Here is a 22231-nt window from a genome sequence, read left to right on the forward strand (position 1 = left end):
CCTTCACCGAGGAGGACCCCCGACGTAACCCCGCGTTGCCCCTTCACGACGGACCCCCGAACAGACCAGCAAGGAAGCACTCATGACTGATTACGACAAGCTCTACATCGGCGGGGAGTGGGTGGCGCCCGCCACCGACGAGCGCCTCGAGGTGTTCTCGCCCGCGACCGAGGAGCGGGTGGGCAGCGTCCCGGTCGCCGCCCCGGCCGACATCGACGCCGCGATTGCCGCCGCGCGCACCGCACTCGAGACCGGCCCCTGGCCGCAGACCACCCCGGCGCAGCGTGCCGAGATCCTCGTCAAGGCGGCGAAGCTGATCGAGGAGCGTTCCGACGAGCTGTGCACCATGATCTCGGCCGAGATGGGCGCGCCGCGCGCGAGCGTCGAACTCATGCAGAAGACACCGACGCTTGCCACGATGAACAGCTTCGCAACGCTGGCCGAGACGTTCTCCTGGGAGGAGGAGCGCACCGGACCGTTCGGTGTCTGCAAGGTCATGCGCGAGCCGGTCGGTGTCGTCGCCGCCGTCATCGCCTGGAACGTCCCGCTGTTCCTGCTGGTCAACAAGCTGGCGCCCGCCATCATCTCCGGTTGCACCATGGTGCTCAAGCCCGCACCGGAAACCCCGATGAACGCCAACCTCGTCGCGGAGATCTTCGCCGAGGCCGGTCTGCCCGCGGGCGTGCTGTCCATCGTCCCCGGCGGCGCGGAGACCGGCGAGTACCTGGTCTCGCACCCCGGCGTCGACAAGATCACCTTCACCGGCAGCAGCGCCGTCGGCCGCAAGATCGGCGCTATCGCCGCGCAGAACCTCAAGCGTTGTTCGCTCGAGCTCGGTGGCAAGTCCGCCGCCATCCTGCTCGAGGACATGGACGTGCCTGCGACCATGCCGATGCTGGTGCTGTCGGGCCTGATGAACTCCGGCCAGGCGTGCGTCGGCCAGACCCGCATCCTGGCGCCGCGGTCGCGCTACGACGAGATCGTCGAGGCCATGGCCGCTTTCGTCGGGTTCTTGCCGATGGGTATGCCGGACGATCCGGCCGCGCAGCTCGGCCCGATCATCACCGCCAAGCAGCGTGACAAGGTCCTCGGCTACATCGAGAAGGGCAAGGAGGAGGGCGCCCGCCTCGTCGTGGGCGGCGGCGTGCCTGCCGGTCTGGAGACGGGCTACTTCGTCGAGCCGACCATCTTCGCGGACGTCGACAACTCGATGACGATCGCGCGCGAGGAGATCTTCGGACCGGTCCTGTCGGTGATCCCCTACGACAGCGTCGAGGAGGCCATCAAGATCGCCAACGACTCCGACTACGGTCTGGCCGGCTCGGTCTACACCACCGACATCGAGAAGGGCCTCGAGGTCGCCAAGCAGATCCGCACCGGCACCTTCGGGATCAACTGGTACGCCTTCGATCCGGGTTCCCCGTTCGGCGGCTACAAGAACTCCGGCATCGGCCGCGAGAACGGACCCGAGGGCCTGGACGAGTACTGCGAGCTCAAGTCGGTGCTGATGCCCCCCGGCTACGGCGCCTGATCGACAGACAACGCAGAACGGCCCCGCGAACCACTCGGTTCGCGGGGCCGTTCGGCTGTGTGGACTAGCTGCCGAACGGAAGGGCGGAGCTGCCGTCCGAGCTGCCGCCGGGCAGGAGCCCGACCTGCATGATCTTGGGGCTGTCGATGACGGGGTTCATCAGGTCGAGCAGGCTCACGCACCCGCCGATGACGCCGTACACCCCGGTCGGGATCTCGTTGGTGGTGCTGTTGACGGTCATGCCGGGGAGGGCGCCGAACAGCGTCAGCGGGTTCGCCACGTTCGGGTACACGACCACGCCCGGATCGAGGAGCTTGACCGGGTTCTCGACCACCGCGGGCACGTCCGCCGCGTTGACCACGAAGGCCTGGCATCCGGTCAGGCTCAGGATGGGGTTCGGGTTCTTGATGGACATGGTGATGCTGTTGCCCGACGACGAGGCGTTGACCTCGGGCGGCAGGATCGACGCCGCGGATGCCGTGGCCGGCATGGTCATCGTGACGGTGGCGACGGTGGCGACGGCGATCGCCGCACCGCCGGCGAGACGCTTGAGACCGCCCCGGGTTGCTGCCTGCATATTCGACCCTCTCAACTGAACGAATGTCCACATGAACACTGACAAACCGAAAGGGTAAGGCGTCCGGGGGGTCTCGCGTGGACGATCCGTGCAACGGTTGGACAATTCACACGGCTGGGGCGCGGCAACTATTGTTCGGGAGTGAGCCAGTCCGATACACAGCCCGACGCCGGTCCGGAGCAGAACGCGAATGCCGGCGACGAGAGCACGCTCACCGTGCTCCTCGCGTTCGGCGCGAATCTCGCTATCGCAGTGGCGAAGTCGGTCGCCGCCGCGATGACGGGTTCCGCCTCCATGGTCGCCGAGGCGACCCATTCCTGGGCGGATACCGGCAACGAGGTGCTGCTGCTGATCGCCAACCGGCGGTCCAGGCACGCGGCCGACAAGGCACACCCGCTCGGTTTCGGCCGCGAGGCCTACATCTGGTCGATGTTCGCGGCCCTCGGCCTGTTCGCCCTCGGCGCGGGCGTCTCGATCACCCACGGCGTCCAGGAACTGTTCAATCCGGAGCCGGCCAGCGATTTCGGGGTGGCCTATGCGGTCCTCGGGATCTCGTTCGTGCTGGAGGCGATCTCCTTCCGACAGGCGTACCGGCAGCTACGCACGGAGGCGTCCGACGCCGACCGGGATCTGCTCGAGCACGCGCTCAAGACGTCCGACCCGACGGTCCGCGCCGTGTTCGCGGAGGATGCCGCCGCGCTGATCGGTCTGGTGATCGCGTTCGCGGGCGTGCTGGCGCACCAGCTGACCGGGTCCCCGATCCCGGACGCCCTCGGCTCCATCGCGGTCGGCGTGCTGCTCGGCGTGATCGCGCTGATCCTCATCGACCGCAACCGGCGGTTCCTGGTCGGCGAGGAGGCGTCGCCGCAGCTGCGCGGCGCCGGTCTCGAGACGCTGCTGTCGCTTCCCGAGGTGAGCCGGGTGACGTTCCTGCGGATGGAGTACCTGGGCCCCCGGCAGGTGTACCTGGTCGCGGGCGTCGACCTGGTTGGTGACCTGGCCGAGCACACGGTGGCAGGCATCCTGCGCGACCTGGAGGGTCAGCTCGAGGCGCACCCGCACATCGTCAAGGCCGTGCTCACGCTGTCGAACGAGGACGAGCCGAGCCTGCTCGCCTGACGCAGGCCCGCGCCCATCCCCCCTGAACGACCCGATGCCACACCGGTTCACGCGAGGTGAACCGATGTGGCATCGGTGGAGAACTGGGTCGGACTAGCCCAGACGCTGCTTGAGCGCCTCGAACTCGTCGCGGATGCCGGAGGGCACCTTCTCGCCGAGGAACTCGAACCACTCGGTGATGAGCGGGATCTCCTGCTTCCACTCGTCGACGTTGACGGCCAGCGCCTCGTCGACGTCAGCGGCCTCGACGTCGAGCCCGGTCAGCTCCAGGTCGGCCGCGGTCGGCACGTATCCGATCGGGGTGGCCTGTGCGCCTGCCTTGTGCTCGATGCGGTCGATGATCCACTTGAGCACGCGGGAGTTCTCGCCGAACCCGGGCCACAGGAACCGGCCGTCGTCGCCGCGACGGAACCAGTTGACGTAGAAGATCTTCGGCAGCTTCTCCGAGTCGGCGTTCTTGCCGAGGGTGATCCAGTGGTTCAGGTAGTCACCGGCGTTGTAGCCGATGAACGGGATCATCGCCATCGGGTCGCGGCGAACGGTGCCGACCGCACCCTCGGCCGCGGCGGTCTGCTCGGAGGAGAGCGTCGCGCCGAGGAACGTGCCGTGCTGCCAGTCGAAGGACTCGCTGACCAGCGGGACGGTGGTCTTGCGGCGGCCGCCGAACAGGATCGCCGAGATCGGCACGCCCTGCGGGTCGTCCCACTCGGGGGCCAGGATCGGGCACTGCGACATCGGGGTGCAGTAGCGCGAGTTCGGGTGGGCGGCCTTCTCGCCGGACTCGGGGGTCCAGTCGTTGCCCTTCCAGTCCACCAGGTGCTGCGGGTCGCCCTCGAGGCCCTCCCACCACACATCGCCGTCGTCCGTGAGTCCGACGTTCGTGTACAGCGAGTTGCCCGCCTCGAGCGTCTTCATCGCGTTGGGGTTCGAGCCGTAGTTGGTGCCCGGCGCGACGCCGAAGAAGCCGAACTCCGGGTTGACGGCGTACAGGCGGCCGTCCTCACCGAAGCGCATCCACGCGATGTCGTCGCCGAGGGTCTCGGCGCGCCACCCGGGGATGGTCGGCTGGATCATCGCGAGGTTGGTCTTGCCGCACGCGGACGGGAAGGCCGCCGCGACGTAGTACGCCTTGTCCTCCGGCGAGATCAGCTTGAGGATCAGCATGTGCTCGGCCAGCCAGCCCTCGTCGTGGGCCATGGCCGACGCGATGCGCAGCGAGTAGCACTTCTTACCCAGGAGGGCGTTGCCGCCGTAGCCGGAGCCGTAGCTCCAGATCTCGCGGTCCTCGGGGAAGTGGGTGATGTACTTGGTGTCGTTGCAGGGCCACGGCACGTCGGCCTGGCCGTCGGCCAGCGGCGCGCCGACGGAGTGCAGCGCCTTCACGAACGGCTTGTCGGAGCCCAGCTTGTCGAGCGCGGCCTGGCCCATCCGGGTCATGATGCGCATCGAGACGACGACGTACTCGGAGTCGGTGATCTCCACGCCCAGCTTCGGGTCGTCGGCACCGAGCGGGCCCATGCAGAACGGCACCACGTACATGGTGCGTCCGCGCATGCTGCCGCGGTAGAGGTCGGTCATGAGGCCGCGCATCTCGGCCGGGTCCATCCAGTTGTTGGTGGGGCCGGCGTCGATCTCCTCGCGGGAGCAGATGTAGGTCCGCGACTCGACGCGCGCCACATCGGAGGGATCCGAATTGCCGAGGAACGAGTTCGGCTTCTTCTCCGCGTTGAGCCGCGTGAAGGTGCCCGCCTCGACCAGCTTGTCGGTGAGCCGCTCCCACTCCTCGTCGGAGCCGTCGGCGAACACGACGCGGTCGGGCTGGGTGAGCTCGGCAACCTCTTGCACCCAGGCGAGCAGCTCGCTGTGCGAGGTGGGTGCGGTGCCGTCAGTTCCGTTCAGACCGGGAATGGTCGCTGAGGTCATCAAACTCTCCTGGGTGTGCCGGAACCGTCCAACCACCGTCAGCTGCACGAATGCACTTGACGATGTAGTCGGTTTTCCCCTCTCGGCGGGGCGCATCCCGCTGCTCCGTCGACGCATGCGTGCGAACGCAGACGGCAAACGGAGGACACGGGCGCCGGGTGTCCTGGTACGAGGTTAACGCTGAGTGTCCCCCCGTAGGGAATCGGGTCTTGTCCGATGAGTCACAAGACCGATTCAGTGATCTCACGCGGGGCGTTCTCGGCCGCGCGCAGGCTTGAGACGGCCGGAGACAGCCGAACACCCCCGGAGGCGACTGAGGACCGAACGCTCGTCCTCGGAGGGGTCCCCGACGGTCCCCTCCCGACATCTCCGGGGGTGTTCGTGGTCTAGCTGTTCAGAAAGGACTAGCTGCCGTTCTTGAGGACGTTGCTGATGGTGTCGCCGAGAACGTCGCTGATCGAGCCGGTGGAGCTGAGCTGACCCTCGGCGGAACCGGTGCCGGTGCCGTCCGCGACGCTGAGCACGGCCTCACCCGGGTTGGGGATACGCACGGTGAAGCAAGCCGTCAGGTTCGGCAGTTCCGTGCCGACACCGACGGTGCCTGCGACGCCGGTGCCCCGGCTGGTGATCTGCGAGCCGGGGGCGGCATTGGCAGGAACCTTGTAGGTCGTCTTCAGGGTGACCGGGTTGCCGGAGTTGACGAACCAGCCGGTGCTGGTCACCTTCCAGCCGTCGCCGTTCGCCGTGGGGGTGACGTCAGCCTCGTGCTGGCCGGTCGGGATGCCAACCGAGAACGCCGTCACGGTCGCCTTGACGGGAGCGCCGAAGCCCACCGGCGGGATGTCGTTGATGGTGTTGACATACGGGTTTCCGATGCCGGTGGTGCCGACGACCGTCGTGTACGTGACGAGGGTGCCCGGGGCGGCCTGGGTGGCCGAGACCGTCTTGGAGTAGGTGTGGGTGACGCCCCACGTCGAGATGTCGTTCTTGGTGGCCGTGCTGGACTGGCTGCACTCGGCGGCGCTGGCAGTGCCGGCGCCGAGGCCGACGGTCAGACCGGCGGCGACGAGGGCGGCAGACGCGGCCACTGCCGCAGTGCGGCGCATCGGGGTGTGAGACATGTGGAGATCTCCATTCGATCAGTTACAGCGCCAACCACGTAGTGCCGGACTGTCACGGCCGACGGGCGCCGGATTTGCAGGGGGTGGGCGAGGTCATCGCACCGTGACCTTTATACGGACAAGCGTCCAACCCCACAGCCAATTGCGAAAAATCGCCCACGGCACAGCCGGCGACCCCTCGTGATCCACTCCGCTCCGGCCGCGGATCCAACGCTCGGCGCCTACAGGCTGCCGTGGTCGGTCCTGGCCCACCGGACCTCGCCGTCGGCCCCACGGTTGGCCTGCCATGACTCGTACCCACCGTCGCCCTCGATGGCGGTCACATGGTCGGCGAACCCGTCTTCGTCCAGGTCAGAGGCCACATACAGGGTCCCGCCCGTCGAGTAGGTCCTGGTGTCGAGGATCCCGTCGCCGTCGAGGTCCGCGGTGGGAGCGTGCAGCTCCATCTCGCCGGCGTCGGGGCCCATCGGGTGCTGGGCGGGGCCGAGCGTGCCGAGCAGCAGCATGTCGTCGTGCATCATCACCACGACTCCTTCCGTTGGCTGGACTGGTCGCTACTGATTGGACGCAGCGCCGCCGCGGGCGGTTCCACCGTTACCGAACGGTGACGCTCGCGTACACCTCCAGCACGGCGAGGTCACGGTCGCAGGCGGCCAGTTTCCCGGCCCTGCTGCCCGCGCGCTCCCGCAGCTGCCGATCGAGCGCCGCCAGCCGGTCCTCGGACTCGCGCGTCCGCTCCCGATGCCTCGCCAGGATCGCCTCCGCACACCGGGCCTCGGTGTCGACCAGCCGGCCGAGCACCCGCTGCTCCAACACCGACCGCACCGTCGCAAGGGTCTCCACCGCCCACTGGCGAAGGTGTGCGCGATCGGCGAGGTGCCCGCGGGCCCTTGTCAGCCACCACGCGGCGCCGCCACCGAGAAGCAGGGTCACCGGGATGCTGGCGAGGTCGAGCGCGGGCACGGTCGACAGCGGAGCCATCACCATCCGGCCGAGGCCCAGCCCGGCGGACGCCCCGAACACGATCATCATCCGGTCCTCGAGCCCGCGGTGCCGCGGCGCGGGCGGCTCGATCGCCGGCACGGTAGGCGTTCGGTTCTCGTCGTGCAGCGCCCCACCCAGCACCCGCGCGCTGACCTCGGCCAGGCGCGCATCCGCCGCCGCATCCACCCTCGCGGTGAGCGCCGCGACCGCGTCCCGCAGGTGTTGTGGGGATGCCGCCAGCGCGGTGCGGTCGGCCCGGTCGATGGCCTCCCGTGCCGCGGTGGACTCCGCCCGTACCTGGTCGCTCACCTCGTGCACCAGCTCCACCCGGGCCAGCGCGGTGAGCCTGCGCAGGACCGCGGCCCGATCGCCGCGCCACCCGTCCCGGTCTGCCACCAGCGCGGACCGCTCTGCCCGCAGGGCCGCGGTGTCGTCGGTCGCGCGCAGCGATTCGGCGGAGGCCCGGATCAGGGCGGCGGCCTGTTCGGCCGCGCCCGCGGCCCGCACGCGCAGCCGTGCCTGTCGCTCGGGGACGGCGGTGGTCGCCTCGAGGATCGCCGCACGCAGCTCCTCGATGCCGCGACCGTCCGGCACCGAGACCGGATGGATCACGACACCCGCGAATCGGGGCAGGTGCTCGGTGAGCAGCTCGGTGTTCCGCCGGGCGACCGCCGCCCAGTCGTGGTGCGCGTCGACCCCGGTGAGCGCGAAGAGCACGGTGTGCGCGGACTCGGCGCCGGCCCGCAACAGTTCGAGTTCCTCCCGACCGAGCGGTGCCGCGGCGTCGAGCACCATCAGGGCCACGCCTGCCGCGGGATCGGGTGCCTCGGCGAACCGCAGCTCGCGGCTCCCGGCCCCGCCCTCCGTGAGCGCAGCGATCAGATCGCCGCGACCACTGCCGGGCACGCCGAGGACCACCACCGTCACCGCGCCGCCCGGATCCGGCGCGGGCGGCGCGGGCCGCTCCAGACCGGGCAGCGCGCCGGGATTCCACCGGCGCAGGACGGCGGCCAACTCCGGCGGCACCGTCTCGTTCACCGGACCTCCCCGCGGACCCACTGCCGAACCGCGTTCCGGTGCAGCGTCATGGCCGCCCTTGTGCCGCGGGCGTCGAAGCCACCGTTCATCCGGCCCCGCCACGTCCGGGCCCGACGCAGCGCGAGAGCGGGATCGTCCGGCGGCGACTCCGCCGGCATCTCCCCTTCGTGCGGGAGGATCGCCGCGACCGCGACAGTCAGCGCCTCGTCGCCCGCCAGGTACTCCTCCACCGCGTCGCGGACGCTGGCGGTCCCGATCAGCGCCCGCAGGTCCGCCGACAGCGCCGCTGCCCTGGCGGCCAGGCAGGCCTCGAGCCGATCGGTGACCGCGATCCGCAGATCGGCCACCCCGAACTGCGACCGACTGTCCACGGGCAGACAGGGCACACCGAGGACCGCCGCGGCGCGCTCGGCCGCGACAGCGGAGTCGGCCAACGTGTCCGCCTTGTTCAGGACGGCCAGCCCCCGATCCCCCGCGATGCCCGCCGCGGCCACGTCGGCGCGGCGCGGCGGGTCGCACACCACGAGCACGATCAGTTCCGCGGTCAGTGCCGGGTCCTCGGCGCCAGGCACGTCCCAGGCGGGGGTCTCGACGACCTCGGCCCCCTGCATCGGCCCGAGCGCCGTGATGACCGCGGACCGACCGACCCCCGCGCGCCCGGTCACCTGTATCCGCACCGGAGCGCGATACCGCCGCACAGCCCGGCTCACCAGAGCCCCGGCCGCCGGATCCGCCTCCGTAACCGATCGTCGTAACCCGTCGACCGTCGCATCGAATTTCATCGACGCCATCGCGCCACCCCCCCCAAAGAAAAGAACGCGCCCCCCGGCGCGCCCCGAATGATCGCAGCCTCCGTGGCCCGACGCACCACGAGGCCAGGAATTCGTCGATCACATCACCGAAACGCCAGGTCGCGACCTGTTCACCGGCGGCGGCCGCGGCGGCGCGACCCGCGTCCGGACCCCCACCCGGCGGCACCCGCCCGGGAAAGTCTCAACTTTCACTTCAGACCCACCTGCCACAACCCTCCGTCATGCGTGACAATGGTCGGGTGAATGACGCGAAATCCCGGGTGGCAGGGGCCACCGAACAGGGTTCCCGCCTGTACCCCCGGGTGACCAGTTTCCGCTCGCGCCGCGGCGCCCTGACCGACCCTCAGCAGCAGACCTGGGACCGGCTGTGGCCCGAGATCGGCGCCGATGTCTCCGACGCTCCACTGGACGTCGCCGGGTGGTTCGGCCGCGAGGCCCCGACCATCGTGGAGATCGGCAGCGGCACCGGCACCGCGACCGCCGCCATGGCCAAGGCCGAGCCGCACGCGAACCTGATCGCGATCGAGGTGTACCGGCCCGGTCTCGCCCAGCTGCTGCAGGCGATCGAGCGGGACTCGATCCCCAACATCCGGGTGCTGCGCGGCGACGCCGTCGACGTGCTCGAGAACATGCTGGGACCGGAGTCGCTGACCGGCGTCCGGGTGTTCTTCCCTGACCCCTGGCCCAAGGCCCGCCACCACAAGCGCAGGCTGCTGCAGGGGCCGACGTTCAAGCTGATCGCGGAACGGCTGATGCCGGGCGGCGTGCTGCACGTCGCCACCGATCACGCCGAGTACGCCGAGTGGATCGCCGAGGCAGGCAATGCCGAACCGCTGCTGACACCTCTCGACTGGGAGGATCTCGCGCAGGGTCCGGCCGATTCGCCGATGACCCACGAACGACCGGTCACCAAATTCGAGAACAAGGCGCAGCAGGTTGGCCGACCCATCACAGAGCTGATCTGGGGAAAGGTTCGAGCATGAGTGTGAGCGAGCGGTTACCTGACACGACACCGACCGACACCGTGGGGGCAAACTCACTCGCGGACGAGACTCGTGAGGTGCGGCACCAGAAGCGGGTGCTGCTGGTGTGGGACGCGCCGAACCTGGACATGGGCCTCGGCGCGATCCTCGGTGGCCGCCCCACCGCCGCCTACCGGCCACGATTCGACGCCCTCGGGCGCTGGCTCCTCGGCCGGACCGCCGAGCTGTCCGGCACCAGCGGGGTGCGCCTCGAACCAGAGGCGACGGTGTTCACGAACATCGCCTCGGGCAGCGCCGATGTCGTCCGCCCGTGGGTCGAGGCCTTGCGTAATGTGGGTTTCGCGGTGTTCGCCAAGCCGAAGATCGATGAGGACAGCGATGTCGATGCCGACATGCTCGACCACATCGCCCTTCGCGCTCGGGACGGCGGGCTGGCCGGGATCATGGTCGCCTCCGCCGACGGTCAGGCCTTTCGCGAACCGTTGGAGGACATCGCTGCAACCGGTGTTCCGGTGCAGGTTCTTGGCTTCCGCGAACACGCGAGCTGGGCGGTCGCCTCGGAGATCCTCGAGTTCGTAGACCTCGAGGACATCCCAGGGGTGTTCCGCGAGCCGCTGCCACGGGTGAGCCTGGAGTCCCTGCCCGACGAGGGTGCCTGGTTGCAGCCGTTCAGACCGCTGTCGGCCCTGCTCATCGGGCGTCAAGGAGTTCAATAGTGTTCGCCACCTGGGGCCGACTCGTCTACCGCCTCCGATTCGCCGTGATCGGAGCGATGGTCGGGCTGATGCTCGCCCTCGGCGCGTACGGCCTCGGGTTGGAGAACAATCTCAGCCAGAGCGGCTGGGACGACCCCGGTTCCGAATCGGTGGCGGCGGCCAAGCTGGCCGACGGCACCTTCGGACGCGACACCGTCGCCGACGTGATCCCCGTCTACACCGCGCCCGAGGGCAAGACCGTCGACGACCCGGCGTTCGGCGCGAAGATCACCAAGAGCCTGGACGAGCTGGCGGCGAACAACCCGGACGAGATCCTCAAGATCAACGCCAGCTACTGGTCGACCAAGATCGCCCTGATGGCCGATGCCTCGAAGGAACACGCGTTCGCCAGCGTCGCCATCAAGGGCGACAACGACACCGAGGTCGCCGGGAACTTCAAGAAGGTCCGCGACCAGTTCTACATCGATGGGGTCGACGTCCAGCTCACCGGACTGCAGCCGGTCACCGGCACGCTCAACGACACCATGGCCAACGACGTGCACCGCATGGAGATCCTGGCCATCCCCGCCGTCGGCGTCCTGCTCTTCTTCATCTTCGGCGGCGTCGTCGCCGCGGCGCTGCCACTGATCGTCGGCGGCCTGACCATCATCGCCGCCAACGGCGTGGTCAAACTGATCACCCACCTCACCGAGGTCAACGCCTTCGTTGTGCCGGTGGTCTCGCTGATCGGCCTCGGCCTGGCGATCGACTACGGGCTGTTCATGGTCAGCCGCTTCCGCGAGGAGATCGCCGAGGGCTACAGCACCGGCGACGCCGTGCGGCGAACCGTCATGACCGCCGGGCGCACCGTGATCTTCTCGGCGACGATGATCGTCGCCAGCCTCGGCGGCCTGCTGATCTTCCCGCAGGGCTTCCTCAAGTCGGTCGCGTACGGCGCCATCGCGGCCGTCATCCTGGCCGCGGTGATCTCGGTGACGGTGCTGCCCGCGATCCTCGCCATTCTCGGTCGCCGGGTGGACGCGCTCGGACTGAAGTTCATGCGCAAGACCAAGACCACCGACGAGATCGAGAACAGTGTCTGGGGCCGGCTGACCCAGTGGGTGATGAAGCACCCGCTCAAGGTGACCATCCCGATCGTGATCGGCCTGCTGCTGCTCACCATCCCGATCTCGAACATCAAGTTCGGCGGCATCAACGAGACCTACCTTCCCCCGGACAACCCGACCCGCGTCGCGCAGGGCGAGTTCAACGAGCTGTTCCCCAACTCCCGTTCCGAGCCGGTCAAACTGGTGCTCGACGGCGCCCAGGGCGCAGAGATCACCCAGATCGTCAAGGAAGCCAACGGAGCGCCCGGTCTGGTCGAGAAGTTCACGATCAACAACCCGACCAAGGACGGGGTGACCGTCTTCAAGGCCGGCCTTGTCGACCGCAACGACTCCGAGGCGACGATCGACTACCTCCGGGCCATGGACGTGCCCGACGGGGTGACCATGCTGGTCGGCGGCACCCCCGCGATCGAGCAGGACTCGATCGCCGCGCTGCTGGACAACCTGCCGCTGATGATCACCATGGTGGTCCTACTGACCACCCTGCTGATGTTCCTGGCCTTCGGATCGCTGGTACTGCCGATCAAGGCCGTGCTGATGACCGCGCTTGGCCTCGGCGCCACCCTCGGCATCCTGACGTGGATCTTCATCGACGGAAACGGCGCAGGGCTGCTCAACTTCACGCCGGGACCGATCATGTCGCCGGTCCTGGTGCTGATCATGGCCATCATCTACGGCCTGTCCACCGACTACGAGGTGTTCCTGCTGTCCCGGATGGTGGAGGCGAGGGCACAGGGCGCCAGCACCACCGAGTCCGTCCGGGTCGGCACCGCGCACACCGGCCGCATCATCTCCGCGGCCGCGCTGATCCTCATCGTCGTCACCGGCGCGTTCGCCTTCTCCGAACTGGTGATGATGAAGTACATCGCCTACGGCATGATCGCCGCGCTCGTCATCGACGCCACCCTGATCCGGATGTTCCTGGTGCCCGCGACCATGAAGCTGCTCGGCGACGACTGCTGGTGGGCGCCCGCCTGGATGAAGCGCATCCAGGAGAAGCTGGGCCTGGGCGAGCCGGTTCTCGAGGACGAGCGGATGCCGTCCGACGTCCCGGTGATCGTGACTCCCCCGATGCCCGTCCCGGTCGAGCCGCGGCCCGCGAATCCCGTCCCGCTCACCAGGGCCGCGGTCGAGCAGGTCCTGCCCGCGCGCACCGCGGCTCCCACCGCGATCGCCGAGCACGAGGCGCCACTGTCGGAACCTCTGACCGAGCCGATCCCCCGGGCACACCCGCCCGTCGTCGCGCCGGAGCAGGCCCCGCGTCGGGCACCCGCCCCGCCACAGTCGAGCAGAGTTGCACCCGCCCCGGCGCAGGCGGAGCGAGACTCCCGTCCGATCGAGAGCTGGTTGGCCGAGCTGAAGGTGCCGCGGCCGCCGCAGGCGGCTCCTCCGATGACGGCTCCGATGCAGACAAACGGCTCGGACGAGTCCGCGGACGCGGACGAGGATCAGGGCAGGCACCGGCACTCGGCCGGCTCGCCGACGGTGAGCGTCAGCGAGCTGCTCGCCCGCCACCAGGAGGACTGAGGGCGGGGCGAGCAGCCAACGGTCGGGTGGCTATGTCTGCACCCGACCGCGCTGTGCGCCCTCGGCGAAGGCCCGGGCGTACCGGGTCCCCGCCGCCAGCAGCAACAGCCCGACCCCGATGAACGCCAGCACGCGGAACATCCCGTCCAGCGTCGCCAGGTCGAACAGGAAGAGCTTGGCCAGGGCCGCGAAGGTCAGGGTCAGGCCCGCACCGAGCGCGAGATGCGCCCGCTCCTGGTGCGCGAGCCCCCACCGCAGCGACACCGTCGCGAGCACCATCGCGACCAGGGTGGCCGCGCAGTGTCCGGCGATGAAGCCCCGGTCGGCACCCAGCACCGCGACACCGGTGGCCACCACCGCCGCGGTGCCCGCGTAGAGGGCGCCGATTCCGGCCGCGACCCAGGCCACATCGGCCCGCCGATCCTCGAGCAGACCCATCGAGTGCGCCTGCCCGACAACGAGAACCATCAGGACCGCCAGCATCGACCCGGACGCGATGACGGCGAGCGAGCCGACCGCGTCGGCCTGGTTCACCAGTGCCTCCGGCGGGGCGGCGTCGAGGAACAGCAGCGCGCCGATCGACCCGAACCCGATCCCGGCGCAGTAGGCGATCCGGGAACGAGCCTGACCGGCGACCGCGACCAGTCCGAGCGCCAACGCGAGCAGCACCACCGGGAGCGCGTCCCGGGGGCTGGCACCGGCGCTCGCCTGCAGCACCGCCAGGGATGCGACCGCCGCAACGGCGACCCGGGTGTGCCCGGGCAGCGGGCGCACCAACGCCGATACGGTGAGCAGCCCGGCCGCGAGCCCGCACTGCAGCGCCACCTCCGTCCAGCGGCCCGCGACGCCGCCCGAGAACAGCAGCGGCAACGTCGACAGCGCGAGCATCACCGTCGCAGTGACGTCAGAGGTGTTGCGACGCAACAGCACCAGCGCCGATCCGACACCGACCACGGCGACCACCACCGCAAGGGCCAGCAGCGCCACCGCGACCGGGCGGTGCCAGCCGGACCACGGCGAGGCCCCGCTCCAGCTGGCATCGGCGAGTGCGATCAGCATTGCGAGTACCGCCGGAATCGTCCGTGCCGCATGCAGATACGGCCAGTCCCTGCCGAGCTGGGGCGGGAACGCGGCGACCTGGAGCAGAACAAGGAAGACGAGCAGGGTGACGGTGAGTCCGTCCGCCAGGGCCGGGGCGAGCACCGCCACCGCGACCACGATGAGCGCGGCCAGCAGTTGCGACTGCCAGCGCGTCGCCAGCGTCATTCCGCCCGCGGCGATCCCGAAGGCGACCGCGAGGCCGACGACGGGCGGCAGCCAGCCGTAGTACGAGGTCACGGCGACCACGTCCAGGTAGCCACCCGCGACGCCGGTACCGACCAGGGCGAGGCCACCGACGCGTCCGCCTTGGCGCCCGAACACGCGGATGCCCGCCGCGACCAGGGCCACCGAGAACACGGCACCGGCGCTCACCCGGGCCACCGGGCCGAAGAACCCGGCCTGCGCGGCCAGCACCAGCAGCATCAGCACGCCGATCAGGGTCACCGCCGCGCCCGCGACGGCGAGCACCCGGCTGACCATGCCGTCACGCTGCCACCACGGCTCGCGGGGCGCTCGCCCGACGGCCTGCGGGCGAACCGGCGGCCACTGGGCGGGTTGCGCGAAAACCGGCGGAACGGACTGCGGCGCAGGCGGTGCCGGTGTCATCGGCCACTGTACCTGCGGCTGCGGAACCGGGGGCTGCGGTGCGTAGACCGGCGGCGGCGCGGGCGCCTGCGGCGCCGGCTGGGGCGCGGGGATCTCGAGCTGCGACCGGAGCCGCGTCAGATCCGCGGCGACACCGCGCATGTGCAGCCCGAGCGCGTCGAACTCACCGGACAGCCGCGCGACCAACTGCGGATCGATCTGGGGGCTTACGACAGAATTGCCTTCGAGATTGACCATGCGTCAACGATCGGCGCACGGGCCGTCGATCACATGAGTAGTCCTACCCAATCGGAATGGGGGTTTTGCGCGGGGTCCACACGGGCCCCCTCGGGGGTCAGCCGAGCATCCGCTTCCAGGTGGTGCCGAACGGGTGCTTGGCGGTCAGCGAGCCGAACCGCACCTTCCCCCGCACCACGACGTGCAGCGGGCCGATCGGGGGACCGGTGCGGACCTTGTTGGTGGCGCTGCCCGCGACCGTCTCGACGGCATTGAGGTCGACGGTGGCCTCCGGCGGGACGACGATCGAGATGGAGCTGAAGTAGTCCGACACGACGATCTCCACGACCTGGCTGGTCATGATCGCCTCGGTGAAATCCAGGGTGACGTCGGACATCATGCTGTCCACGTGCAGCGTCGGGGACACCTGCCACGGTCCCTGGCGTTTCACCGTCGACATCCGTCCGCGCACCACGCCGCCCTGGTGCCCGACCGTTCCCCGGTACGGCTCGGCGGGGGCGAAGTGCGGCTGAGGCTGGGGATGCGGCTGCGCGTACGGGGCGGGCTGGGGGTAGGGCGCGGCCTGCGGCGCGTGCTCCCCCACGAGCTGTATCCCGGGCAGGTCGACGAGCACCGCGTTCAGCTCGCCCCGTGTCTTCGCGGCGAGCGTGGTGTCCATGCGTTCGGTGAACTCACCGAGCGAGAGCATCCCCTGCCCGACCGCACGCTGGAGCAGCTGCCCGACGTGTTCGCGTTCCGCATCGGATACCCGCAGATTCCTCGCATCCATGTCGCCAGGATATGCGGCTCCGCCGCCCGGCGTGAAGCGGCTCTACAGCCCGCGTTCGATCGCGTACCGGGTCAGCTCGACGCGGTTCGCGAGCTGGAGCTTGCGGAGCGTGGCCTGGACGTGGTTCTCGACCGTCCGGTGACTGAGCGTGAGCCGAGTAGCGATCTGCTTGGCGCTCAGTCCCTTTGCCACCAACCGCAACACCTCCGTCTCTCGCTCGGTGAGCCGGGGCACCTCGGGGGCGCGGTCATCGGAGGGGCCGGATGCGATGCGCCGGTACTCGCCGAGCACCAGCCCCGCCAGGCCGGGGGTGAACACCGCCTGGCCCGCGGCGGTGGCCCGCACGGCGTCCACCAACTCGGCGGCCGAGGCGCTCTTGACCAGGTATCCGGTGGCCCCGGCCTTGATCGCTTCGAGCACGTCCTCACGCTCCGCCGACGCTGACAACACCAGCACGGTCGAGTCCGGCGAGGCCGCCAGTACCGCGGCCGTGGCCTGCGCCCCGTTTCCGTCGGGCAGCTGCATGTCCATCAGGACCACGGCGGGCCGGACCGCCGCGGCGCGCGTGCGCGCCGCCGTCACACCGTCCGCGGTGGCCACCACCGCAAAGCCGGCCGCCTCGAGATCGCGTGCCACCCCGTCCCGCCACATGGGGTGGTCATCGACCACCATGACCGTCAGCGGCTCCATCACGCTCTCCCCTTCCCCGACGCCTGCTTGCGCACCCTGATCTCCCATTCGACACCCTCGCCAGGGGTGTTTTCCAGCGTCGCGGCGCCGCCGAGGTCCGCGACCCGGCCGAGGATGGAGCGCGACACCCCCATTCGCCCCTCCGCTTCGGCCTCGGCGAGCCGACCGGGGGCGAACCCGACGCCGTCGTCGCGCACGGAGACGATCACCTCCTCGCCGAGGTCCTCCAGCAGCACATAGGCTTTCGCGCCCCCGCCTGCGTGGAGCTCGACGTTCGACAGGGCCGTCCGCACCACGGCCGCGACCTCCGCGGCCCGCTCCCGCGCCATCAGGACGGGGACGGCAGGCGCCGACACCCACACCGTGGTGCTGGCCTCGCCGCGCAGCAGCGGTCGCAGGTCCACGTCACCGTCGCTGTGCTGGGGGTACCTCCCGCTTGCGGGGGACGGTACCGCCTGCTCCGAGATCAGCTCCCGCAGCGCCACCTCCTGCTCACCCGCCAGCGTCGCCAATTCCAGTGTCGGGCCACCGATCTCGGTGCCGCGACGGCGGACGTACGCGAGCACCTGCAACACCCCGTCGTGAACCTCGCGTCCGAGCCGCTCCCTCGCCTCCGCGGCGGCGGTCAGCCGCGCGGCACGCTCGAGCTGCGCGTGCGAACGGCGCGCGGTGTTGGCGGCCAGCCCGAGCGCGAGCCCCACCGAGATCAGGATCGGTGCGGTGGCGTCGCGCCACAGGTCGAGATCGATCTGGCCCCGGACCAGCGCGCTGGCCACCGAGATCGCCGCCCCGGACGCGACCCCGAGCCATGGCCCACCGAGGATCGCCGCGGAGATCACCGCGTTCGTGGCCCACAACGTGGTGGGCAGCGTCTGATGCGTGGAGTACCAGTCCTGATCGGACACCAGCCGGGTCGAGGCCATCAGCGCCACGACCACCACCTGGTCGGCGGCGACCAACCACCGACGCGCCGCCGTGTTCCTGGACAGCCCGACCGCCGCGAGGCCCGACCACACCGCCATGAGCGCGACCATGACCCAGCTCAGCGTCGGCCGCGTGTAGTCCGATACCGACGCGACCTGATAGCTGACCGCGTACACCAGCGTGGCCAACCGGAACACCTGCGCGGCCCGCCACAGCGGCTCGGTGGCCCGTGAGTCTTTCCGGTCCTCCTGCGGGCCGAGAAGACTCACGGCGGCGGTGCCGCCCCGACTCACGGCGGCGGTGCCGCCCCGACTCACGGCCACTCGTCCGGGGTCGCCGGGAAGAGCGGAATCCGCGGGTCGGCGACCTCCACCTCGTCCGGCACCTCCTCCTGATCGGAGGCGAGCAGCGAGCGGATCGCGGTGTTGAGCACCGCGACGATCGGCACCGCGAGCAGACCGCCGACGATCCCGGCGAGCACGATGCCGGTGGTGATCGCCAGCACCACCGCGAGCGGGTGCAGCCGGACCGCGCGCCCGAGCAGCAACGGCTGCAGCACGTGCCCCTCGAGCTGCATGATCCCGATGATGATGCCGAGGGTGATCAGGGCGGTGATCAGTCCCTTCGTGACCAGCGCGACGAGCACCGCGACAAAGCCCGTGACGAAGGCGCCGACGATCGGGATGAACGCGCCGACGAAGACCAGCGAGGCCAGCGGCAGCGCCAGCGGCACCCCGAGGATCGCCAGCCCGACCCCGATCCCCACCGCGTCGGCCGCCGCGACCACGACGGTGGCCCGGACGTACCCGACGAGGGAGCCGAAGCCCTGGCTGCCCGCCAGCCGGACCCGCTCGCGCGAGGCGGTCGGGACCACCCGGGTGACGAACTCCCAGATCTGCTCGCCGCCGTACAGGAAGAAGATGACCGTGAACAGCGTCAGCGCGGCGCCGGTGAACAGCTCCCCGATCACCTTGCCGGTGGTCAGCGCGCCGCTGGTCACCGCCTCCTTGTTGTCCTGGATCGACTTGACCACCGAATCGCCGGCCTGCCGGATCTGGTCCTCGGAGAAGTGGAACGGGCCCGCGGTCAGCCAATCCTGGATCTGATCGATGGACTGGGTGAACTGGTCGGTCAGCTCCGGCAGGCCTGCGATGAACTGCTCGACGACGAAGGTCATGATCCCGGCGACGACACCGATCGCGACGACGAGCACCACCACCACGCCCGCCGATCGCGGCACTCCCCTGTGCTGCATCCAGTCCACCAGCGGGTAGAGCAGGGCGGCGGCCAGCAGCGCCAGACCGACGGGGATGAGCACCGTGTCCAGTTTGCTGATCAGGTAGCCGAGGGTGACCAGCCCGGCGAAGAGGACGAGCAACCGCCACGTCCATTCGGCGCCCACCCGCACGATGGGGTGCACCGCCCTGGCGTCACCGTAGGGCGGTGGATCCGATCGCGGCTCGTTCGCGCTCACCCCGGCGAGCCTATCGGCCGATGGGGCGTTGTGCGGGAGGCGGAGATCGGCGCGGCAGGGCGGGCGGTGAGGTCCAGGTCACGCCACGTCGACGCGGTGCGCTCGGCACCGGCACCGCACGACTAAGTTGGTCCTGTGCTGGCATCCTCCTATCGAGCGGTCGCGCTGACCATGCGTAGTCGATGGCCGCTCTACATGGGCTCGATGATCCTGGCCAACTTCTTCGGCGCGGTCCTCGTGCTGGCCTTCATCCGGTACGGCCTGCCCATCTCGGAGTCGCAGGCGATCATCGCGGATCGGGTCCGCAACGTCGTCATCTTCGGCATCTACCTGTTCTTCGCCGGGATCGTCAGCCTCGGCGCGGCCGCGATGATGCTGCGGTCGGTGATCCGCTGGCAGCTGCGCGGGGGTCCGCCGACCCGCGGCGAGCAGATGTCCGCACTGCACGCCCCGCTACGCCAGGCGATCGTGCACCTGATCCTCTGGGTCGTCGGCGGCGTGCTGTTCGTCTTCCTCACCGTCTGGGAGATGCCCGAGCTCGCCGTCGCCGTGATCGTGACGGTGTGCATGGCGGCGACCACCACCTTCGGGTTCACCTACATGCTCGGCGAGCGGATCCTCCGGCCGGTCGCGGCGAAGGCACTGAGCGAGGGGCAGTTCGACCGCCTCCTTGCACCTGGCGTCGGGCCCCGGATGGCGATGACCTGGGGTCTGGGCACCCTGATGCCGGTGATCGGGATCATCCTGCTGTGCGCCACCCAGCTGAGCACCGACCTCCAGTTCTCGACCAATGCGCTGGCCATCGCGATCATCTTGCTGTCCGGACTGGCCATCACCACCGCGTTCTCCCTCTCGATGCTCACCGCCAGCCAGATCTCGGATCCGATCCGGCAGCTCCGCAGGGCCATCGAGCGGGTGCAGCGCGGGGCCACCGATGTCCAGGTGGAGGTGTTCGACGGCAGCGAGATCGGCCGGCTGCAGGTCGGGTTCAACCGGATGATGAAGGACGCGGGCGAGCGCAAGCTGCTCCGCGAGCTGTTCGGCCAGCACGTCGGGGAGGACGTGGCGCGCCGGGCGCTGCAGTTCGGTACGGAGCTGGGCGGCGAGACCCGGTTCGTGGCCGTGCTGTTCGTGGACATGGTCGGCTCGACGGGCGCGGCGGCCGAACAGCCCCCCGGCGAGGTGGTCCGGCTGCTCAACGAGTTCTTCCGGGTGGTCGTCGACGTCGTCGACCAGCACCACGGATTCGTCAACAAGTTCATGGGCGACGCCGCGCTTGCCATCTTCGGTGCGCCTCTCGACCGGCCGGACGCACCGTCCGCGGCGCTGGCCGCGGCGAGGGAGTTGCGGTTCGCGCTCAACGACATCACCGGACTCGACATCGGCATCGGCGTGTCGGCGGGCCTGGCGGTGGCCGGGAACATCGGCGCCGCCGAGCGTTTCGAGTACACCGTGATCGGCGACCCGGTCAACGAGGCGTCGCGGCTGACCGAGCTGGCCAAGCTGCGGCCGAGCCGGGTACTGGCCTCGACCAGCGCACTGTATTTCGCCGACGACGAGGAACAGGCCGAGTGGGAGCTGGGCGATCAGGTACAGCTGCGCGGCCGCAACCGGGTCACCCACCTCGCCTGGCCGGTCCAGTATCCCTAGATGAGTGAAGTGCTTGGTTACGCTGGGCAGGTGGTAGCGCCGCAGCCCGACCGGAGCGAGGTCGTCCCCCACACATCGGAGGGGTCGACACCCGATCGCCCGCGCGGGCGGTTCTGGTGGGTCAAGTGGGTGGCGGGCGTGCTGCTCGTCGCCCTGCTCGTCGCCGAGGGCGTGTACCTGTGGCCGCGCCTGCACGAATCCTGGATCGCACTCTCCGAGATCCACTGGGGCTGGCTGGCCGCGTGCATCCTCGCGCAGGCCGTCTCGCTCAGTGGCTACGGACGCGTTCAGAAGCAACTGCTCCGGGCAGGCGGGGTGGCCGTCAGCCAGCGCAAGTCGGTCTCGGTGGTCTACGCCTCCACTGCTATGGCGGTGACGCTGCCCGCCGGTCAGGTCTTCTCGACGGCGTTCACCTACCGGGAAACCCGGCGGTGGGGCGCCAGCCCCGTCGTGGCGTCCTGGCAACTGGCGATCTCCGGGGTGATCGCGGGGATCGGGCTGGCGCTGATCGGGGTCGGGGGCGCGCTGCTGGTCGGCGGGTCGGTCAGTCCCTTCACACTGACCTTCTCCATCGCAGGCCTGATCGCGCTGATCTTCGCCGTCCGCTACGTCTCCGCGCATCCGAACTCCATCGAGGCCGCAGTCCGCTGGGCGCTCGTGCGCGTGAACGCGATGCGCAACAAGCCGGCCGACACCGGGATGTCCACGGTGCGGGAGATGCTCCAACAGCTCGAGTCGGTGCAGCTGGGCAAACGGGACGGCGCGATCACCCTCGGCTGGTCCGCGGTGCACCGCGTCGCGGACATCGCCTGTCTCGCCGCGGCCTGCTACGCGATCGGTGCCGACCCCGCCCTGTCCGGGCTGCTGATCGCCTTCGCGGCGGGCAAAGCGGTCGCGACCATCCCGCTCGCGCCGGGCGGCCTGGTGTTCGTCGACGCCACCCTGATCGCCACCCTCACCACCGCGGCCGGCATCAGCGCCTCGCAGGCCGTGGCGGCCGCCTTCGTGTACCGCGGGGTTAGCTTCATCCTTGTCGCGATGGTCGGCTGGATCGTCTTCCTCTTCCTCTTCCGCCGCCATCAGCACGAGGATCTGGAGTTCGATGTCGAGCTCGAACGCAGCGAACAGCGGGCGCTGCACGAGCCGCCTGCCGTCGAGATCGAGGGACTCGAGAGCCCGAAGGGCGAGCGGCAACGCCGGGAAAACAACTGATCAGCGGGTAGATCGAGCGCACTCATGCCGCGGGGGTGCCCATTACCCGAATCGGGCAATTGCCTTCTCCGCCGTGGCCGATCTCACATAGCCTAACTCTCATGCCATGTACGGGCGACACGCCGTGAGCC

General features: G+C 69.8%; 18 protein-coding genes. 7 read left to right on the top strand and 11 right to left on the bottom strand.

The annotated features are described in order from the left end of the window. The first annotated feature begins 82 nt into the window (after positions 1–82). Complete coding sequence (locus tag ABIC28_RS14590) at positions 83–1531, top strand: aldehyde dehydrogenase (protein WP_097213838.1); 1449 nt, start codon at positions 83–85, stop codon at positions 1529–1531. A gap of 64 nt (positions 1532–1595) precedes the next feature. Here the strand turns inward: ABIC28_RS14590 and ABIC28_RS14595 are convergent, their stop codons facing one another. Beyond that, complete coding sequence (locus tag ABIC28_RS14595) at positions 1596–2108, bottom strand: hypothetical protein (RefSeq protein WP_077040197.1); 513 nt, start codon at positions 2106–2108, stop codon at positions 1596–1598. 141 nt (positions 2109–2249) lie between these two features. Between ABIC28_RS14595 and ABIC28_RS14600 the strand changes: the two genes are divergently transcribed. After that, the gene (locus ABIC28_RS14600; protein ID WP_209928214.1) at positions 2250–3227 is read left to right on the top strand and encodes a cation diffusion facilitator family transporter; all 978 of its coding nucleotides are present in this window, start codon (positions 2250–2252) and stop codon (positions 3225–3227) included. Between the two features lie 93 nt (positions 3228–3320). On the opposite strand, the gene ABIC28_RS14605 is transcribed toward ABIC28_RS14600, so the two are convergent. From ABIC28_RS14605 to ABIC28_RS14625, 5 genes are all read right to left on the bottom strand, one after another. Further along, positions 3321–5150: a phosphoenolpyruvate carboxykinase (GTP) gene (locus ABIC28_RS14605; protein ID WP_097213880.1), complete on the bottom strand. Its 1830-nt coding sequence runs from the start codon at positions 5148–5150 to the stop codon at positions 3321–3323. Positions 5151–5554: 404 nt separating this feature from the next. Further along, complete coding sequence (locus ABIC28_RS14610; protein ID WP_245221115.1) at positions 5555–6271, bottom strand: hypothetical protein; 717 nt, start codon at positions 6269–6271, stop codon at positions 5555–5557. Between the two features lie 221 nt (positions 6272–6492). Continuing rightward, a complete protein-coding gene (locus ABIC28_RS14615) occupies positions 6493–6792 on the bottom strand; it encodes a DUF6802 family protein (RefSeq protein ID WP_245221114.1) in 300 nt (99 codons plus the stop codon). A 73-nt stretch (positions 6793–6865) separates the two neighbouring features. Beyond that, positions 6866–8293: a hypothetical protein gene (locus ABIC28_RS14620; RefSeq protein ID WP_209928212.1), complete on the bottom strand. Its 1428-nt coding sequence runs from the start codon at positions 8291–8293 to the stop codon at positions 6866–6868. Continuing rightward, positions 8290–8970, bottom strand: coding sequence for a GTPase domain-containing protein (locus ABIC28_RS14625; protein ID WP_209928210.1), 681 nt, complete (start codon positions 8968–8970; stop codon positions 8290–8292). The genes ABIC28_RS14620 and ABIC28_RS14625 overlap by 4 nt, the downstream gene beginning before the upstream one ends. A gap of 356 nt (positions 8971–9326) precedes the next feature. Between ABIC28_RS14625 and trmB the strand changes: the two genes are divergently transcribed. Genes trmB through ABIC28_RS14640 form a run of 3 tightly spaced genes read left to right on the top strand, consistent with a single transcriptional unit; the run spans position 9327 to position 13437 of the window. After that, a complete protein-coding gene (gene trmB, locus ABIC28_RS14630; protein ID WP_374102905.1) occupies positions 9327–10088 on the top strand; it encodes a tRNA (guanosine(46)-N7)-methyltransferase TrmB in 762 nt (253 codons plus the stop codon). Next, positions 10085–10804: an NYN domain-containing protein gene (locus ABIC28_RS14635; RefSeq protein ID WP_209928208.1), complete on the top strand. Its 720-nt coding sequence runs from the start codon at positions 10085–10087 to the stop codon at positions 10802–10804. Before trmB ends, ABIC28_RS14635 begins: the two co-directional genes overlap by 4 nt. Then, the gene (locus tag ABIC28_RS14640) at positions 10804–13437 is read left to right on the top strand and encodes an MMPL family transporter (protein WP_209928206.1); all 2634 of its coding nucleotides are present in this window, start codon (positions 10804–10806) and stop codon (positions 13435–13437) included. The genes ABIC28_RS14635 and ABIC28_RS14640 overlap by 1 nt, the downstream gene beginning before the upstream one ends. A 30-nt stretch (positions 13438–13467) precedes the next feature. Here the strand turns inward: ABIC28_RS14640 and ABIC28_RS14645 are convergent, their stop codons facing one another. The 5 genes from ABIC28_RS14645 to ABIC28_RS14665 form a co-directional block, all read right to left on the bottom strand. Further along, positions 13468–15381, bottom strand: a complete 1914-nt coding sequence (locus ABIC28_RS14645; protein WP_209928204.1) for a DUF2339 domain-containing protein — start codon at positions 15379–15381, stop codon at positions 13468–13470. Between the two features lie 97 nt (positions 15382–15478). Next, positions 15479–16150 carry a DUF1707 SHOCT-like domain-containing protein gene (locus tag ABIC28_RS14650; RefSeq protein ID WP_097213829.1) on the bottom strand — a complete coding sequence of 224 codons (672 nt, stop codon included), beginning with the start codon at positions 16148–16150 and terminating at the stop codon, positions 15479–15481. 42 nt (positions 16151–16192) lie between these two features. Beyond that, positions 16193–16840, bottom strand: coding sequence for a response regulator (locus ABIC28_RS14655; protein ID WP_097213828.1), 648 nt, complete (start codon positions 16838–16840; stop codon positions 16193–16195). Continuing rightward, positions 16840–18033 carry a MacS family sensor histidine kinase gene (gene macS, locus ABIC28_RS14660; RefSeq protein WP_209929208.1) on the bottom strand — a complete coding sequence of 398 codons (1194 nt, stop codon included), beginning with the start codon at positions 18031–18033 and terminating at the stop codon, positions 16840–16842. The genes ABIC28_RS14655 and macS overlap by 1 nt, the downstream gene beginning before the upstream one ends. A 44-nt stretch (positions 18034–18077) precedes the next feature. Next, positions 18078–19238, bottom strand: coding sequence for an AI-2E family transporter (locus tag ABIC28_RS14665; RefSeq protein ID WP_097213827.1), 1161 nt, complete (start codon positions 19236–19238; stop codon positions 18078–18080). Between the two features lie 195 nt (positions 19239–19433). Between ABIC28_RS14665 and ABIC28_RS14670 the strand changes: the two genes are divergently transcribed. Both ABIC28_RS14670 and ABIC28_RS14675 read left to right on the top strand, forming a co-directional pair. Then, positions 19434–20888, top strand: a complete 1455-nt coding sequence (locus ABIC28_RS14670) for an adenylate/guanylate cyclase domain-containing protein (protein ID WP_097213826.1) — start codon at positions 19434–19436, stop codon at positions 20886–20888. A 30-nt stretch (positions 20889–20918) separates the two neighbouring features. Further along, positions 20919–22100: a lysylphosphatidylglycerol synthase transmembrane domain-containing protein gene (locus ABIC28_RS14675; protein ID WP_307861315.1), complete on the top strand. Its 1182-nt coding sequence runs from the start codon at positions 20919–20921 to the stop codon at positions 22098–22100. Positions 22101–22231 lie beyond the last annotated feature (131 nt).

Source organism: Rhodococcus sp. PvR044 (assembly GCF_040548995.1).
Lineage (GTDB): Bacteria > Actinomycetota > Actinomycetes > Mycobacteriales > Mycobacteriaceae > Rhodococcus_G > Rhodococcus_G oryzae.

Excerpts from the sequence above, each read along its gene's own strand:
- ABIC28_RS14590 (WP_097213838.1), top strand. The coding sequence starts at position 83 with ATGACTGATTACGACAAGCTCTACATCGGCGGGGAGTGGGTGGCGCCC.
- ABIC28_RS14595 (WP_077040197.1), bottom strand. The coding sequence starts at position 2,108 with ATGCAGGCAGCAACCCGGGGCGGTCTCAAGCGTCTCGCCGGCGGTGCG.
- ABIC28_RS14605 (WP_097213880.1), bottom strand. The coding sequence starts at position 5,150 with ATGACCTCAGCGACCATTCCCGGTCTGAACGGAACTGACGGCACCGCA.
- ABIC28_RS14610 (WP_245221115.1), bottom strand. The coding sequence starts at position 6,271 with ATGTCTCACACCCCGATGCGCCGCACTGCGGCAGTGGCCGCGTCTGCC.
- ABIC28_RS14615 (WP_245221114.1), bottom strand. The coding sequence starts at position 6,792 with ATGATGCACGACGACATGCTGCTGCTCGGCACGCTCGGCCCCGCCCAG.
- trmB (WP_374102905.1), top strand. The coding sequence starts at position 9,327 with ATGCGTGACAATGGTCGGGTGAATGACGCGAAATCCCGGGTGGCAGGG.
- ABIC28_RS14635 (WP_209928208.1), top strand. The coding sequence starts at position 10,085 with ATGAGTGTGAGCGAGCGGTTACCTGACACGACACCGACCGACACCGTG.
- ABIC28_RS14645 (WP_209928204.1), bottom strand. The coding sequence starts at position 15,381 with ATGGTCAATCTCGAAGGCAATTCTGTCGTAAGCCCCCAGATCGATCCG.
- ABIC28_RS14650 (WP_097213829.1), bottom strand. The coding sequence starts at position 16,150 with ATGGATGCGAGGAATCTGCGGGTATCCGATGCGGAACGCGAACACGTC.
- ABIC28_RS14655 (WP_097213828.1), bottom strand. The coding sequence starts at position 16,840 with ATGGAGCCGCTGACGGTCATGGTGGTCGATGACCACCCCATGTGGCGG.
- ABIC28_RS14670 (WP_097213826.1), top strand. The coding sequence starts at position 19,434 with ATGGGCTCGATGATCCTGGCCAACTTCTTCGGCGCGGTCCTCGTGCTG.